The organism is Chryseobacterium sp. MHB01 (assembly GCF_034651565.1).
Taxonomy (GTDB): domain Bacteria; phylum Bacteroidota; class Bacteroidia; order Flavobacteriales; family Weeksellaceae; genus Chryseobacterium; species Chryseobacterium nepalense.
The window spans coordinates 181,505-198,808 of sequence record NZ_JAYEDA010000009.1; the positions used below are offsets into that span (position 1 = coordinate 181,505).

Annotated in this window: 15 protein-coding genes; 7 read left to right on the plus strand and 8 right to left on the minus strand. The window is 36.9% G+C overall.

The annotated features are described in order from the left end of the window. Positions 1-34 precede the first annotated feature (34 nt). From U9K52_RS15500 to U9K52_RS15535, 8 genes are all read right to left on the minus strand, one after another. Positions 35-1,909, minus strand: coding sequence for a GEVED domain-containing protein (locus tag U9K52_RS15500; RefSeq protein ID WP_322927281.1), 1,875 nt, complete (start codon positions 1,907-1,909; stop codon positions 35-37). Between the two features lie 292 nt (positions 1,910-2,201). Further along, positions 2,202-3,662 (minus strand): IMP dehydrogenase, encoded by a 1,461-nt coding sequence (guaB, locus tag U9K52_RS15505; RefSeq protein ID WP_169232006.1) that lies wholly within the window; start codon positions 3,660-3,662, stop codon positions 2,202-2,204. 158 nt (positions 3,663-3,820) lie between these two features. Further along, entirely contained in the window at positions 3,821-4,321 is a 501-nt protein-coding gene (locus tag U9K52_RS15510; protein ID WP_322927282.1) for a DUF4252 domain-containing protein, read from the minus strand. Between the two features lie 12 nt (positions 4,322-4,333). Next, the gene (locus U9K52_RS15515) at positions 4,334-5,596 is read right to left on the minus strand and encodes a DUF4252 domain-containing protein (protein WP_263602142.1); all 1,263 of its coding nucleotides are present in this window, start codon (positions 5,594-5,596) and stop codon (positions 4,334-4,336) included. Positions 5,597-5,660: 64 nt separating this feature from the next. After that, positions 5,661-6,338, minus strand: a complete 678-nt coding sequence (locus U9K52_RS15520; RefSeq protein ID WP_263602141.1) for a hypothetical protein — start codon at positions 6,336-6,338, stop codon at positions 5,661-5,663. After that, complete coding sequence (locus U9K52_RS15525; RefSeq protein WP_248388698.1) at positions 6,313-6,822, minus strand: RNA polymerase sigma factor; 510 nt, start codon at positions 6,820-6,822, stop codon at positions 6,313-6,315. The genes U9K52_RS15520 and U9K52_RS15525 overlap by 26 nt, the downstream gene beginning before the upstream one ends. 99 nt (positions 6,823-6,921) lie before the next feature. Beyond that, entirely contained in the window at positions 6,922-8,082 is a 1,161-nt protein-coding gene (locus U9K52_RS15530) for a GlmU family protein (RefSeq protein ID WP_322927283.1), read from the minus strand. Between the two features lie 156 nt (positions 8,083-8,238). Next, positions 8,239-8,490 (minus strand): type B 50S ribosomal protein L31, encoded by a 252-nt coding sequence (locus U9K52_RS15535; protein ID WP_002976190.1) that lies wholly within the window; start codon positions 8,488-8,490, stop codon positions 8,239-8,241. A 227-nt stretch (positions 8,491-8,717) separates the two neighbouring features. On the opposite strand from U9K52_RS15535, the gene U9K52_RS15540 reads away from it, so the two are divergent. The 7 genes from U9K52_RS15540 (at position 8,718) to U9K52_RS15570 (ending at position 16,907) form a co-directional block, all read left to right on the plus strand. Further along, a complete protein-coding gene (locus U9K52_RS15540; RefSeq protein ID WP_312174568.1) occupies positions 8,718-10,127 on the plus strand; it encodes a hypothetical protein in 1,410 nt (469 codons plus the stop codon). A 10-nt stretch (positions 10,128-10,137) separates the two neighbouring features. Continuing rightward, positions 10,138-10,329: a hypothetical protein gene (locus tag U9K52_RS15545; RefSeq protein ID WP_322927287.1), complete on the plus strand. Its 192-nt coding sequence runs from the start codon at positions 10,138-10,140 to the stop codon at positions 10,327-10,329. After that, on the plus strand, positions 10,330-10,656 hold the full coding sequence (locus U9K52_RS15550) for a nucleotide pyrophosphohydrolase (protein ID WP_248388707.1): 327 nt from the start codon (positions 10,330-10,332) through the stop codon (positions 10,654-10,656). It begins immediately after the preceding gene. A gap of 86 nt (positions 10,657-10,742) precedes the next feature. Next, a complete protein-coding gene (locus U9K52_RS15555) occupies positions 10,743-11,972 on the plus strand; it encodes a hypothetical protein (protein WP_322927288.1) in 1,230 nt (409 codons plus the stop codon). Beyond that, positions 11,969-12,766, plus strand: a complete 798-nt coding sequence (locus U9K52_RS15560; RefSeq protein ID WP_322927289.1) for an SDR family oxidoreductase — start codon at positions 11,969-11,971, stop codon at positions 12,764-12,766. Before U9K52_RS15555 ends, U9K52_RS15560 begins: the two co-directional genes overlap by 4 nt. Positions 12,767-12,776: 10 nt before the next feature. After that, a complete protein-coding gene (locus U9K52_RS15565; protein ID WP_322927290.1) occupies positions 12,777-14,483 on the plus strand; it encodes a hypothetical protein in 1,707 nt (568 codons plus the stop codon). A gap of 72 nt (positions 14,484-14,555) precedes the next feature. Further along, entirely contained in the window at positions 14,556-16,907 is a 2,352-nt protein-coding gene (locus U9K52_RS15570; protein WP_322927291.1) for a phosphocholine-specific phospholipase C, read from the plus strand. The last annotated feature ends 397 nt before the right edge of the window (positions 16,908-17,304 follow it).

A 17,304-nucleotide genomic window follows, 5' to 3' on the forward strand; every position in this document is an offset into this window, starting at 1 on the left:
GCAGAGGCAATATATATGTTCTAATCAAACATAATTATTTAACAATCAGTTTAGAAGTCTTTGTATCCATTCCATTAGTAACCTGAACCACATATACTCCTTTTTCAAGATTGTGTTTTATCCTGTAAGTATCATCACTTTCTTTCATTAAAGATGGTGTTGCCACCAGTCTTCCTGACATATCAGAAATGGTAACTTTAAGATTTTTATCATTTTTAACTCTAACGAAAACATCACCTCCTTGTGTAATTGGATTAGGATAAATTAGCCAATCATCACCTTCCGTTTTCACGTCATTTGTTGCTAAAGTATTAAGTAATCTAACTGTATAATCTTCAGCCTGTCCCCAGACTAATTGACCACATGGCGTAATATTCGAATTCTGGTAATCTACTATAACTCTCATTCTCAACGGAGTGTTTAGGACTGCTGTAGCCGGGGGAGTAAATGTTGTATTAGAAATACCAATAAGAGTAACCGGATCGGCAGAAATATTATCTTGCGAAGCTACCAATTCCGAAGCTTCAAAAGTACCATTATTGTTGTAATCAATCCATGTGCGCATTGAGTTCCCGGAATCAGTCACATTCACCTGAAGGTTTTGAAGCTGACCCACTTGCAAATCCGTAGATGTTGCTTTAAGACAACTTGAGGAAGTATAATCTTCGTAATAATTAGGAGCATATGTCCAAACGCCGGAAGAACCATTATTGATCGTTCCAAGCTTTACTAATGTCGGCCCTATCAGATAATTGTTTGTCGCTGCATTGGTTAAACCACTTGGCAAACAAGCTGCAACAGGAATTCCTATGGAAGATGCCGATGCAGGAACAGTTGCCCCGAGTGAAGTACTTAGCGCCGCCCGAAATGCAAAAAAGTAAAGCGCGGATCTGTCGTGCTGTCCATCAGTAAATTTGAATGCCGTAGGATTTGTATAGTTCATCATATTATATTGAACACCTTGGTAATTGGTTCCTGTACAGTAATTCATATCACTATTTGTTGGAGCCGGAAAGTCATTTAATAAACTTCTTGACCATTCTGTGTCACAGATTCCGTCATCATCTACAGTACAGTCGTTAGAAGCCTGACTAGGACAAAAACTTGTAGAGGTCGTTCCTGCAGGCGGATTGGAATTTGCGCTTCCAAAAGTATGCAGTAGCCCCATACTGTGACCGAATTCATGAGCCAGTGTAATATCATCCTGTAAGGTGACTACGAATGATTTCATAAAAGATTCAAATGAGGAGTCAGGGTTTGTTGGTAGACCTGCCCAACCCATAATTCCATATTGCCCACCTCCATCAACTTTATTAATAATATAAATATTAAAATATGAAGATTCCGGCCAGTGGGGTGCAATTGCTTTAACCTGCGCTGTAGTAACACCCGTATTAGTAGCCTTTCTTACGCCATTTGTATCGTATCCGGTAATAGTGCCGCCATTGTATCGTATGATCCCGGTAGTTGCATTACAGCTAGGATCTCTTTTTGCCAGCACCAGTTTTATAGGCATTACAGCTGCATTGCCAAAATCAGCGGGAACTCCCTGTGACCACTGGTAGGTTCCTGCGTACATTTGGTTACAGTTATCCAGCCATGCCTGGATCTGGGCATCCGTTTTGTTATAAGCAGAACCCAGAGCAGAACCGGTAGGAACGATTACATGAACAACTACAGGAATTTCATAAACTCCATTCACCGTTTTGAAAGCAGCCCCCTGCTTGCCTGAATTTTTTTGCTGACTGATGATCTGGTTGCGAATTTTACCGCGAATTATATCCCCAATTTCCTTATTTTCTTTGCTAAACTGCTTTTGAGTATCGTCAAAACCACATACCCATTGTCTTTGTTGAGCATATAAACTAACACTAAACCAACATAAGCCTAATAAAATTAATTTTTTCATCGCATATTATTTTCGTCGTAAATTTAATATTTTATTACAAATAAATCAATAAAAACAACTAAAATACCCATAATTACACAACAAAAATGAAATTAATTAACAAATATTAAATAATTATTTTTTTTCTCTCATATTGTGTTTATCCTTGAAAATTCTCTGTAAAAAAGAAAGTTTTACCTAAAATAATTTATTAGTCATTTCATTGATTAAATTTTAATTTAACCTCATCACATAAAAAAAACGAAAGCCATACACAGTTGCATGGCTTTCTAATATAATTTAAAATTATTTTTTAAAGTGAATAATTCGGAGCTTCCTGAGTAATAATTACATCATGAGGATGCGATTCTTTCAATCCGCTTCCTGTGATCATTACCATTTTGGTTTCTGTTTGTAAAGCTTCAATATCTTTTGCACCGCAATATCCCATTCCGGCTCTTAAGCCTCCTGTTAACTGGAAAATAACGTCTTCCAGCTTCCCTTTGCTTGGAACTCTTCCTTCGATTCCTTCCGGAACGAATTTTTTAGCTTCACTCTGGAAATATCTTTCCTTTCCGCCTCTCTTCATAGCCGAAAGACTTCCCATTCCCTGATACGTTTTGAATTTTCTTCCCTGGAAGATAATTTCTTCACCCGGTGCTTCATCTGTTCCTGCCAGAAGGGATCCCAGCATTACAGCTCCTGCCCCGCTTGCGATTGCTTTTACGATATCTCCGGAAAGTTTAATCCCCCCATCCGCAATAACGGCAACATTCTTAGTCTTCGCGTATTCGTAAACGTTGTAAATAGCGGATAACTGAGGAACTCCGACACCTGCAACTACTCTCGTTGTACAGATAGAACCAGGACCTACTCCTACTTTAAGAACATTTGCTCCAGCTTTGATCAAATCCTCGGCTGCTTCAGCCGTTACAATATTTCCGCCAACGATATCAAGGTCCGGATACGCCTTTCTGATTTCCGAAATTTTATCCAGAACACCCTTAGAATGTCCGTGTGCAGAATCAATACCAATGATATCAACACCTGCTTTCACCAATGCTTCAATTCTTTCCAGCGTATCTTCTCCTACACCTACACCTGCTCCAACGATTAACCTGCCGTTCTGATCTTTATTCGCATTTGGATATTCGAGTTGATTATCAATATCTTTAATGGTGATTAAACCAACCAGTTTATTTTCAGCATCAACGATCGGAAGCTTTTCTACCCTGTTTTTAAGAAGGATTTCTTTAGCTTTTTCAAGATTAGTATTTTTATCGGAGGTGATCAGATTATTTTTTGTCATAATCTCCTCTACTTTCATATCAAGATTTTCCTGATATTTTACATCTCTGTTGGTGATAATTCCTATTAATGTGTTTTCGGCATCTACCACCGGAAGCCCGGAGATTTTATATTTCGCCATTGTATCTTTAGCCTGAGCCAACGTATGGTCTTTTGAAAGCGTAACAGGATCGGAAATCATTCCGTTTTCGGAACGTTTTACACGGTTTACCTGAGCGGCCTGTTCCGCAATCGTCATATTTTTATGAATAAAACCCAAACCGCCCACTCTTGCCAATGCAATTGCCAATTCAGCTTCGGTTACTGTATCCATTGCAGCAGAAACGATTGGAACATTCAGCGTAATTTTGTCGGTAAGTCTTGATTTTAATGAAACCTGATTAGGTAAAACTTCAGAATAAGAAGGGACTAGAAGCACGTCATCGAAAGTGATGGCTGTCTCTACAATTTTGTTATGAATAGACATCTTTACTTTCTTGCAAAATTAAGGTATTTTGATGAAATACGAAAATCGATTTTAATAGTTTAAATAAAACTTAATAATCAATAACTTAAATTAAAAAAACCATCTCCGATAAGAAATGGTTTGTACAAATGAAATTTAATATGATTGAATATGAATGTCTACTTATCTTTTGCAGAAGCAATAAGTCTTGAAATATCATCTGCTGTAAAGTTTCCTTTAATATCAACAAAAACAAGTTCTTTATCTGAATTTACAGTGATCATCATATTTTTAATTGCGTCACCTTTTTGTTTCACCCGAATGTTGACATTGTCGCCATTATGTTTTATCATAGCCCATTCTTCATAATTATTATTATTCAGATAATTTGCGAAATCTCTCAGCATATTACGGTCTCCGTTTTCAACAGTTAATACTTTTATTTTCGAAACCTTTTTTACGAGCCTGATAAGATCTTCATCTTCTCCGTCTTCTCTTAATGCTTTTTTGATATAAGGCTTAGCCAAAAACAGCGGAACATTGATGCTTACAAATTTAGCTCCTTTGAATTCCTTTCCCGAATCTGAAAAATACGCAATATTCGGTTTTTCTGAAACGACACAGGACTGCATAACAAACATGATGGAAATAATCAGAAAAATGTTTTTAAATATTTTCATGGCTGGTATTTTTTAGTTGATTTGTTTTAAGCTTCCTCCGGATGTTTTGCTGATATTGGCATCTACTCTTGGATTTCCTTTATATTTAATACTTCCTCCCGAAGATGCCGTTGCTTTTAAACGCTCTGCTACATTACCGGTAACAACGCCTCCCGATGTTGCTTCAGCCTCAAGTTCATTGAACTGAAATTTCTCCGAATTGCAAACCGCACCACTACTTACGTCTATTGAACCCGCATTTACTCTTCCGTTAAGATTGGCAACCGCTCCGCTCGATGCTTTAACAGCAATTTGTTTTGTATTGATGGTAGAATTGATAACAGCGCCGGAACTCAGCTCCATTTTTGTATTATCCGAATTAAAATCACCATTGATTACAGATCCTGATGAAAGATCAACTGAAACGGTCTTTTCATTTATTGTATTGATAGCATTGAATATTGCTCCCGAAGAAGTTTTAATATTATCTATCCTGGGCGAAGAAACATTTACGCTGATATTTTTGAATTTCAGATTCTTTTGTCCTTTGTTATCTACATACACTTTCAGGACACCGTTATCAACTTTTGTTACAATATACTGAAGCTTATCAGCATCTGCTATGACCTTTACAGAGGTAGGATTTTCCTGTTTAAAATTAACAATCACGCCCGTACTCACCTGCACGCCTGAGAAATCTCCCACATTTCTGGATTCTCCGTTCAGATAAGACGTTGTATTTTGGGAAACAAAACTGTTTTTGGTATTCGTTACGGGGTTTGTTTTGGTTTCGGTAGAATTGATGATTTTATTGATATCATCCATTGAAAGCCTTCCGTCCAGTTTTATGAGGATGCTTTCTTCACCTCCGCTGTCAATACTCAACAGCAGATCATCAAGAATTCCATTTTTCTCTTCAGCAGACAGAAATTTTATTTTTGCTCCGTTGCTGTTCATGGTCATGATCTCACTATAATTGAGATTGCTTAAATAAGATTTGATATCCCTGTTAATCTGCGACAGTTTTTGTCCGTTCACAGAACCTGCATTCTCAGGTTTTTCAGCTATGAAAACCTTCAATCCATTTATTTTTGATAATAAAGGTTTGATCTGATCGAGTTCGGCATCGCCCAAATTCAGATTGCTGAGCATTCCGAACATCGGTTTTGCGATTTTTATGGAAGTTACACCTTCCACTTCCTGATATTTATCAAAAAGCTGGTCCAGCTTATCCTGCCCGTACACATTAAAGAACTGTGAGAAGGCGAATGCGAATATGATGAATATTTTTTTCATGAGTCAATTTTATTTTTTTTGATTATTAGTGCCTGATCAGGAGCATAATCTTTTTAAGGGTTAATTAATAATCGTCGTCAACGACTGTTGGTTTTGCTAATTTTTCACTGACGTTATTTGCAAATATTTGGAATGAATACTTAGTCACATTAATGGCTTCTTCTACATTTTCAATTCTTTTACCGTTTACAATAACGTAAGAATCTTTATAGCCTGTAGAATCTTTTGCCGCTTTACGATAAGAGGAATTATCAACATACCTTGGCTTTCTTTCTTTTTTAAGCCTGCCTCGTTTTGGCAATATTTCATCTAAATAATCTTTTTCTGCTAAGGTATTTCCCTGAAATACCGAATCTTGTTTGATCCCGGCAACAGAATCCGATACATGGTTTACAGCAACCTGTGCCTGCTGCTCATTATTTTCTTCGATGAAATTATTTTTCTCTCTTTTAATCTGATTTTCAACCATCAGAGCCTGGTCTTGTACACTCTGATGAGTATTATAATTAAAAATAAATCCTATACTCAGCAACACTACAGTACTTGCTGCCATCCAGAACCATTTCGGAAAAGCCGGTTTATTTTTATTGTTGATCGGAATAACAGGAGCTTCACTATTGTCTTTTGCATGTTCTTTACCTTCTGCCTGTTTCAGGAAATCCTCAAAGTCCCACTCCATTTTTTCTTCCTTTAAATTTCGGAAGACTTCATCGTATTTATCTTGAAATTTGTCTTTGCTCATAGCTCATCAATTGTGAAATTTGTTCTTTTACTTTTTGTCTTGCTCTCATAAGATTTACTCTTACTGCGTTTTCTTCCATTTCCAGCATTTCTGCGATTTCCGAGACTTCATACTCTTCAACATCTTTCAAATGGATAACCATCTTTTGTTTTTCCGGAAGCTGATTAATGAAACCAATGATATGTTCCTTCAGATTATTCACTTCCATACTGTAAAGCTCCGATCTGTGAAGTTGCATATCTGCAAATCCGGTTTTTACATCGTGGTGCTTTAGCCTGTTCAGACATTCGTTTCGGACTGCCTTTAATGCATACGATTTTAAATTCCCGAACTGTTCCAGCTCATCTTTTTTCTGCCAGAATCTGATCATCAGATCCTGCACCACGTCTTCCGCCTCATCACTACTCATGACGAATCTCTTCGCAAAGCGATACATCTCATTTTTGAGAATGAATACCGTACTTCTAAAAGTTTCTTGGGTCATAAGTTTTGTTTCTATAGATAAGACAGTCAGATTTTACATTTTATTACATCTAAAAGAAAAAAACTTCAAAAAAATTTGAAGTTTCCTTTATTCATCATATTAATAATGATCAAAAATATGTTTTAAAATAGCCTTATCCTCATCTTTTAAGGCCACTTTTCTTCTTGCCATGGCACGTTCTGCAACTTCATAGGCTTTATCCAATTTAAATTTTTCATCATCTTTAAATCCGCCCCAAGAAAAATTTTCAACAAGGTTAGGCGGGAAGCCTTCTTTAAAAATATTGGATGCCACACCCACAACCGTTCCTGTATTGAGCTGTGTATTGATGGCAGTTTTAGAATGATCTCCCATAATCAGACCGGCAAACTGAAGCCCTGTATCTTCAAAAGCCTTTCTTCTGTAATTCCATAATCTTACATTTCCGTAATTATTCTTCATATTGGAAGAATTGGAATCTGCCCCGAAATTACACCATTCCCCGATTACCGAATTTCCGATAAAACCATCATGCCCTTTATTGGAATACCCGAAAATAATAATATTGCTGACCTCACCTCCCACTTTGGAATACGGACCGATGGTTGTAGCTCCGTAGATTTTTGCTCCTAAATTAAATTTGGATTCCTCACACAGTGCAATCGGCCCACGAAGATGACAACCTTCCATTACTTCAGCATTCTTTCCTATATAAATCTTTCCTGTTTTCGTATTAAGAGTTGAGAATTCAATCTGTGCCCCCTCTTCAATGAAAAGATCATTTTTATCTCCTAAAAATCCGTTGGTAGAAGAAAGTTCCTGCGAGGTTTTTCCTCGGGTTAATAATTCGAAATCAAAATCTATCGCTTTCTGATTATAGGTAAAAAGATCCGATGGCTTTTTAAAGAACACAAGTTCTTCTTTAATATCCGTCATTTTCTCAATCTGGTTGAGAGAGAAACCGTCCATATTAATTTTAGCCGCAATTAATTCATCCTCATACACCAAAGCTTCTCCCTGTTTAAGGTCTTTGATTTGCTGGATGACATTTTCAGTCGGCAGGAAGTTCGTTACCAGAAAAAGACTTTCCTTCTTTTCAGGTTCAGGAAATTTTTTTTGTAAATAAGATTCCGTAAAAAAGGAGATCTCAGTGTTTTCTAAAATTTTCTGCCATCTTTCGGAAAACTTGAGAATTCCACACCGCATTTCTGCAATGGGACGGGTAAAAGTAAGCGGAAGAAAATCTTCCCAGTATTGCGCATCTGAAAATACTAATTGCATTTTGATAGAAGTTAGGGGTTAGAACCTAGAAGTTAGGGTCGGAAGTTCTTAGATTTTATTATCTAAACTAACCGCCTAATTCTAGTTCCAACAAAATTACAATAAAAAAAGTCTCCCGAAAATCGAAAGACTTTAAAATATTGTAATGTCAAAAAATTACTTAGCGAATTTTTTGTATTTGTTCATGAACTTATCAACTCTACCTGCAGTGTCAACCAATTTCACTTTACCAGTGTAGAAAGGGTGAGAAGTTGAAGAGATTTCCATTTTGATCAAAGGATACTCTTGTCCTTCGTACTCGATCGTGTCTTTTGTTTCTGCTGTAGACTTGCAAAGAAATACTTCGTCGTTACTCATATCTTTGAAAACAACAAGTCTATAATTTTCTGGGTGGATTCCGTTTTTCATGTGTAAATTTCTTTTTTTGTTAATGTCACATGTAACCTTGCGGTTTCATAATACAATGTTAAAAATTAAAGTTTGCTTTCGAAATAGTAATGGATATTTCTCTGCTAATTTTAGGTTGCAAAAGTACAATATTTTTTTGAATTTGCAAATAAGCTGTCAATATTTTTTTCTTCATAAGAAATTTAAAGTATTTTCGTTACATTTGAAATTTATTAAACTTAATTTCGATGAAAATCAAATTACTACTGGCTTTTTCTTTCTGGATGCTTGTGATGACTGTATCTTGTAATAAAGATGATATCAGTTTTGATGCTCCTTCACAAAAGTTGAGCTTTTCAAAAGACACGGTTTTTTGTGATACCGTTTATCATCAGGTTCGTTCGGAAACATATGCCGTAAAGGTTTATAATAATGAAGATAAAGATATCCTGATCCCGAGAATACATCTGGAAAAAGGTGCATCATCTTTATATAAAATCAACGTAGACGGAAAACCGGGATATGATTTTAAAGATGTTGCCCTGAGAAAGAAAGACAGCCTTTATATTTTCGTGGAAATTGCTCCGGAAGCAACAGGTCCTGAAGCGATTGCGGAAGACAAAATTCTTTTTGAAAGTCCTGCGGGACAGCAAAATGTTGTGCTCTTCTCCGTAGTTCAGGATGCAGAATTTTTTATTAAAAGTTCCTCCAATCCCAATATCTTAACATCTGATGCTACTTGGACCAATAATAAAGCTAAAATAATTTATGGTGACCTTACAGTTGATCAGAATGTAATCCTGAATATTCAGCCGGGAACCAAAGTTTATTTCCATAAAAACAGCGGAATGAAAGTGCTCCAGGGTGCAACACTCAATATTAACGGGACACTTACCAACAATGTTACACTCCGCGGCGACAGAAATGATCCTGCCTATGATACCATTCCTAAAAACTGGAATTCAGTTAAAATGGAGCCCGGATCTACGTTAAACATGAATTATACAAGGCTTTTCGGAGGAACAAAAGGGTTGGAAATGAAGCAGGCCAATGCTACCATCAGCAATTCATTCATCCATACTTTCCAGGAATATGGAATTTATTCCATCGGATCAACAATTACGGCAAGAAACCTGGTAATGAACAACTGCGGAGAATCTGCAATAGGAATCTTCAGAGGCGGAACCTATAATTTAACACATTGTACCATTGCCAATTATTCTGATCTTCTGCAGTCTTATAACAGAAACGGAATATTTGCCACCAATGAGTGGAAAAATGAATCGAACCAGACGGAGCAGGGCGCACTGATCCTGAATGTAAGAAACAGTATCGTGTACTCAGACCGGGATAATTCAGTATTTTTTGAGCAGACTCCCGGACAGCTGTTTAATTTTACGTTTGAAAACTGTCTGCTGAAATATTCCAGTCAGTCGGAAGCAGGGTTCCTGGATACTGCGCCAAGTGTTATTCAGCTTGTGAAAAACCAGGATCCGTTGTTTGTCAATTATTTTGCAGCCCAGATGAATTTAAGAGTTAAGCAGAACTCTCCGGCAATCGGGAAAGGAAGTACAACCGTTGCAGCAACAGTTCCTACGGATATTGCTGGATTTTCAAGAACCTCAAATCCTACTTTAGGCGCTTATCAATATCAATAAATTAAGATAAATGGATTTCAATATTGTAAAAACAGGAGCTTTCATTACATTAATTATTGTTTATGTTACGGTAAGAAAACTTTTTAAAAAGTTTGCCGACTTTACGGAAAATATAGGCAATCCTTCCCAGTATGAAGAAGAAAACGAAGCCTTAAGAACGAAAATCGTAGCTTTAGAAGAAAAGATTAATATTAAAAATTAAATGGAAATTACCAATCTGCAGCAACAAGTTGATGAATGGATCAAAACCATTGGTGTCCGTTATTTCAATGAACTTACCAATATGGCTATGTTGACAGAAGAAGTTGGCGAAGTGGCAAGAATTATCGCAAGAAGATATGGCGAACAAAGTGAAAAGGAGAGCGACAAAAGTAAAGATCTTGGCGAAGAACTGGCTGATGTGTTATTTGTAACATTATGTTTAGCCAATCAAACGGGTGTTAATCTGCAGGAAGCATTCGATAAAAAAATGAAAGTAAAAACGGAGCGGGATAAAGATAGACATCAGAATAACGGGAAATTAAAATAATGCAGGAAGACGGATGATAGAAGAAGGAAGTTTAATACAGTAAATGACTTTCTGCTTTCGCTCTCCAACTTCCCCTACTGAAAATAATGAAGAAGTTAAAAAAATCAGAATTAAAAGAAAATCAGACTATACAAATCAGCGGTTCGAAAAGTATTTCGAATCGTTTGTTGATTTTAGAAAGTCTGTTTAAAAATATACAAATTGGAAACCTTTCAAATTCCCAAGATACAAGTCTTTTGAAAAAGGCCTTATCGGAAAATACAGACGTGGTAGACATTCATCACGCGGGAACAGCGATGCGTTTTCTTACCTCGTATTATTCTATACAAAATGGGAAAACAACGATTTTAACAGGTTCCAAAAGGATGAAAGAAAGACCGATCAAAAATCTGGTGACGGCTCTAAAAAGTCTTGGCGTAGAAATCGAATATATGGAAAATGAGGGATTTCCGCCTTTGAAGATTAAAGGAAGAAAAATCACTCAGCCAAAAGTTGATGTTCCGGCAAATATCTCAAGCCAGTTCATCACTTCCCTATTGTTGATTGCAGGAAAACTTGAAAACGGTTTGGAAATAAACATGGTTGGCGAAGTCACCTCGAGGTCTTATATTGAAATGACTTTGAATATTTTAACCCGATTCGGAATTAAAAACAGCTTCATCGGAAACACAATCAAAGTTGAGCCTTTCATCAATCATCAATCATCAATCATCAATTATGAAGTAGAAAGCGACTGGAGTTCCGCCTCATATTTCTATTCTTTCGCAGCTTTGGGAAGAAAGGCCATTCATCTGAAAAGCTTTTATAAAGAATCCACCCAGGGAGATTCTGCCATTGCAAAGATTTATGAAAAGTTTTTCGGAATCAAAACGATTTTCAGCGATGCAGATCATACCATCACGCTAAAACCGGATTCCGGCTTTATTCTTCCTGAAAAGATTGTCTTAGATATGAACAACTGCCCGGATATTGCGCAAACCCTTTGTGTTACAGCAGCAGCTTTAAAAATCCCTTTCGAAATTTCAGGACTTGGAACATTAAGAGTAAAAGAAACCGACAGGCTTTTAGCACTTCATAATGAATTAAAAAAATTGGGCACGGAAACTGAATTTACAGATCTTTCGATTAAATCAATCAGTTTTAATGAGTCTGAAGATAATATTTCCATTAAGACTTATCAGGATCACAGGATGGCTATGGCCTTTGCTCCTTTCTGTCTTATTGAGGAATTAGAGATTGAAGACGAAGATGTAGTAGAAAAGTCTTACCCGAAGTTTTGGGAAGATTTAAAAATTATTTTAACTAAAAACTCATGAATACAAAAACAATCATCATTACCGGAACCTCTTCAGGAATAGGATTCGTGCTGGCAGAATATTTCGGAAAGAAAGGCCATAAAGTGTACGGATTAAGCCGAAAGCATACCGAAAGCAGTTATTTTACATCAATTCCAACAGATGTTACAGATAATAATGCAGTACAAAATGCCATTGCCGAAGTATTGAAAACAGAAAACAGAATTGATGTTCTGATCAACAACGCCGGAATGGGAATGGTGGGTGCTGTGGAAGATTCTTCAAAAGAAGATATTTTTAAATTATTTAATCTCAATTTGGTGGGGGCTGTTCAGATGATGAGTGCCGTACTGCCGAAGATGAGGGAAAATAAATTCGGACAGATCATCAATGTTTCCAGTATCGGAAGTGAAATGGGATTACCTTTCCGCGGGTTTTACTCTGCATCAAAATCTGCTCTGGATAAAGTGACAGAAGCTATGCGGTATGAAGTGTATCCGTGGAATATCCATGTCTGCTCCCTGCATCTTGGGGATATTAAAACCAATATTGCTGAAAATCGGGTACGTACCAAAGTTTCGGAACCTTATAAGAGTGTTTTCGATAAAGTATATGCTTTAATGAACAGCCATGTAGGAGACGGAACAGAACCTCTGGAAGTCGCGGAGTATGTAGATTTGCTTTTACAGAAAAACAAATGGAAAGCTCACTATTACTTTGGAAAATTCGGACAGAAAATAGGAGTTCCTTTAAAGTGGATTCTTCCTCAGGGAACTTATGAAAATTTAATGAAGAAATACAATAAACTGTCCTAAAAACAGTTAAATGATTGGATGCATTGTTATTCTGAATGGAATACAATGCAGTGAAGGGTTTTGTTTTTTATTAAGGGTCCTCATTCCGTTCCATTACATTCAGAATGACAAATTGAAATTAATTTTAAAAATATTTTTTATCCTTTTTTGCGTTTTTATTCAGGCGCAGAAGAAGCCTTATTTTCTTATTGATTCGGAAACAAAAGTAAAAAAAAAGGTGAAAGATTCTGCTTCTGCCGTGAAATTTCTAGATTCATTGGCTCAGAATAACTATTTTTTCACCCAGCTGAAGGAAGTCAGAAAAAAAGGAGATACAACGGAAATTATTTTTCATAAAGGGAAAAACTTCAATGAAACGTATGTGAAGCTCTCAGATTCTATTTCGGATAAAATAAAAGTTCAGAAAGATTTTTTCACTAAAAATTTAGATTCAACCAAAAAAAGCATCAACAAAAAGTATATTGATGACGGCTTTGCCTTCAGCAGGATAAAATCGAAATATAAAGGTCAGAAAAACGGATATCCGGTTGTGGAGCTTGACATCAATAAAAATGATAAAAGAACCATCGACGGTTTTGTAGTGAAAGGCTACACCAGTGTTCCGAAAAGGTTTATCAAAAATCTTGAAAAAGAATTTAAAGGCAAAACCTATGATGATAAAAATCTTCTGGCCATTAATAAATCTTTTCAGAGCCATCAGTTTGTCAGCCTTGAACGTCCTCCGCAGACTATGTTTACAAAAGATTCCACAAGTATTTACCTTTTCATGGAGAAGAAAAAAACCAACAGCTTCGACGGGGTAATAGGTTTCGGGAATGATAAAACAGATAAATTCACACTGAACGGAACCCTGAATGTAAATTTCAGGAACATATTCAACAGCTTTGAAACCATCAATCTTTATTGGCAGCGGAATCCGGATAAAGGGCAGACATTTGATCTCCAGACGGATGTTCCCTATCTCTTCAAATCGAATGTCGGACTGAATATGAAGGTCAATATTTTCCGTCAGGATTCTACTTTTGCCAATGTAAAAGCGCTTCCAGCGTTCTATTATCATCTGAATTCAAGAAACAAGATCGGTCTCCGGGGAACTTTTGAAAGCTCGAGTATTATTGATACGCTGTATGTTCAGGGGAAAGATTACAACAAAAAAGGAATCGGGATCTGGTTTGAAATGATAGAACCTACGGATATTGATCTTTTCCTTTACAAAACGAGAATTAATGCCGGATACGATTATCTGACGACGAGATATACCAAAGATGATATCACGTCTCCGCAAAATCAGTTTTACTTTTTCGGAGAACATAATTACCATATTAACGGGAACCATTTCCTCAACATCAAGGGCGAAGGCGCGATGATGGACTCCAGGATCGACTTTTCCGCCAACGAATTGTACCGTTTCGGAGGATGGAATTCCATGCGGGGATTCAATGAAAATTCCCTGGCCGCCGATTTTTATTATTACGGAAGTTTGGAATACCGGTATCTCATCGGAAGCCAGGCCTTTTTTGATGTATTCGGACAGTACGGACAGCTCAACAACAAATCCCTCAATGTGAAACCCAAACTCTATAGTGTCGGGCTTGGATTCAATTTCTTCATTCCGATCGGGTTGATGAGTTTCCAGCTTTCCAACGGTAACGAATTCGGAAATCCTTTTAAGTTTAATGATATTAAGATCCACTGGGGGATTTTGAGCAGATTTTAATTTACTCATTAGAATTATTATTAAATTAAAACGAAACCTGTTAACTTGCGGTTTCTTTCTATTACGATCCATATGAAAAGAAGAGAATTTTTGGAAAAGTCTGGAATCTTACTGGCCGGGCTGGGAACTTCAAGTGTTCTACATCCTGCCATTCTGAAGGCTTTGATGATAGAGCCAGCGGCACAGTCTACTTTTTATGATGCGGAACATATTGTCATTCTCATGCAGGAAAACCGTTCTTTTGATCACGCATTCGGTGCTTTAAAAGGTGTAAGAGGATTTTCTGATCGCAGAGCTTTCATAAAACAGGACGGCCATTCCGTATTTTTTCAGAAAAATAATGCTGGAAAGTATGCAGCACCTTCACGCCTGGATCTAAAGAATACCAAATCCACATGGATGAGCTCTCTTCCTCACTCCTGGAATAATCAGCAACATGCGCTTAATAAAGGAAAATACGATCGCTGGCTTCAGGCCAAAGCATCTGATAATAAAAACTATAAAGACATTCCCTTGACTTTGGGATACTATAACCGGGAGGACCTCCCTTTTTACTATCAGCTGGCGGACGCTTTCACAATCTTTGACCAGTATTTTTGCTCATCACTAACAGGAACTACCCCACATAGACTTTTCCATTGGTCGGGAACCTTACGTGAACAAAAAAACGGAAAAGTAAAGGCTAATGTTTATAATGAAAATATTGACTATGATAAAAACCATCAGGCCAAATGGAAGAGTTTTCCTGAAATACTGGAAGAGCAGAATATTTCCTGGAGAATTTATCAGAATGAAATCAGTCTTCCGAAAGGAATGTCCGGTGAGCAGGAAGCCTGGCTGAGTAATTTTACGGATAATCCTATCGAATGGTTTTCAAATTTTAATGTAAAATTTTCGAAGGGTTATTATGAGCATATTCCCAATATTATTGCCTATTTGAAAAAGGAAATTGAAAAACATCCTGATCAGAAAGACAGTTTGGAAAAAAGGATTGCCGAACTGGAGGAAGATAAAATAAAATACCACCCGGATCAATATTCAAGCCTCTCACAGAAGGAAAGGAATCTTCACGAAAAAGCATTCACCACCAACATAAATGATCCTGATTATTGGCATCTGGAAATCGGACATGATGAAAATGGCGAAAGACTTGTAGTACCGAAAGGAGACGTTTTACATCAGTTTAGGAAAGATGTTGAAAATAATAAACTTCCACTGGTATCATGGCTCATTGGGCCTGAACACTTTTCAGATCATCCTGGATCTCCTTGGTACGGCGCGTGGTATATTTCTGAAGTGATGAATATCCTTACAAGTGATCCTGAAATCTGGAAAAAGACAATTTTCATTATCAACTACGATGAAAATGATGGCTATTTTGATCATGTTCTGCCTTTTGCACCGCCTTTAAATCCCAGTCAGCCTGTAGACCTGAATGGAACAGAGGGTGTTGAATATGTAAGCAAAAAGCAGGAGTATATGGCTTCCCCTTTAATGAAAGATTACGAAAAAGTAGAAGGAACAGTTGGTCTCGGTTACAGGGTCCCTATGATCATCGCATCCCCATGGACAAAAGGAGGATACGTAAATTCTGAAGTGTCGGATCATACTTCTGTGCTGATGTTTTTAGAAAACTTTATCCGAAAAAAATATAAAAAAGATGTTACTGTAAACAATATCAGCGATTGGAGGAGGGCCATATGCGGAGATCTTACATCAGCGTTTAATGCTGCCAATATTAAAATTCCTGAGATGAATTATCTGGATCAGAAGGAATACACTAAAACCATCAACTCCGCTAAAAATAAACCAGTTCCTGATTTGAAATGGTACCATGAGAATGATCTTGAAGACAAAATTCTTAACATTCAGGAACGTGGAATCAAACTGTCTAATGCACTTCCATATAATTATCTTGTCAATCTCGAGAATGGGAAAATTATCATGAAAAATCTAACCGACAGGGCTGTTCCGATTATTATTTATGACAAGACAAGATTTGAAGAAGATGATTTTTACTTTTCCTACGCACTTTATGCTAAACAGGAATTATCTCATGTTACTTCTACCGGGATTTACGGCTACGAAGTTTTTGGACCTAATGGCTTTTACAGGAACTTTAAAGGGGATCAATTCCCCGATTTGGAAATTACCCTGGTCAATGATTCATCAAAGAATCAGGTTGAAATTATGATTAAGAAAAATAAAAAAGAAAGCATCAGCCCGTATATCACTATGGAAAATCTTTACGAAAAAAGAAAAACCAAAATTCCATTAATGAAAATACAAGAAAAAATAATTGTGAATCTAGATAAAACAAAAGGTTGGTACGATTTGCAAATAATTTCGGATCATAACAGTTGGTATTTTGCGGGCCGTCTGGAAAATGGTAAAACTTCTATTTCAGATCCGCATTGGAGCTGATGACAGAAATATCTTTTTCAGGAGCTATATCTCGCTATCCGCTCTTACTCCTCGCTCCAGAGCTTTCCGGGGCTTAAAGCCCTTCTTTCCGTTCCTGCTGTGGGGTAGCCGCTGCTATCGAGGCTAGGGCAGTTGCCTATCTTTATATGAGTAATGAGTAATCAGTAATGAGTAATGAGTAATAAGAGCATGGATAAAATTCATGATTGGTATTTTAAGTACGGCTTAAACTTGATACCTGAATCTTAACTTAAACCTTAACAAATCCTACACTTTAAACTTTAAACGCTGAACTTTAAACTCTGAACGCTGAACATTAAACCCTGGACATCCACATCTTACTTCTCACTTCTTACTTCTCACTTCTTACTGTCCACTTCTCACTCTTTCCTTAGGC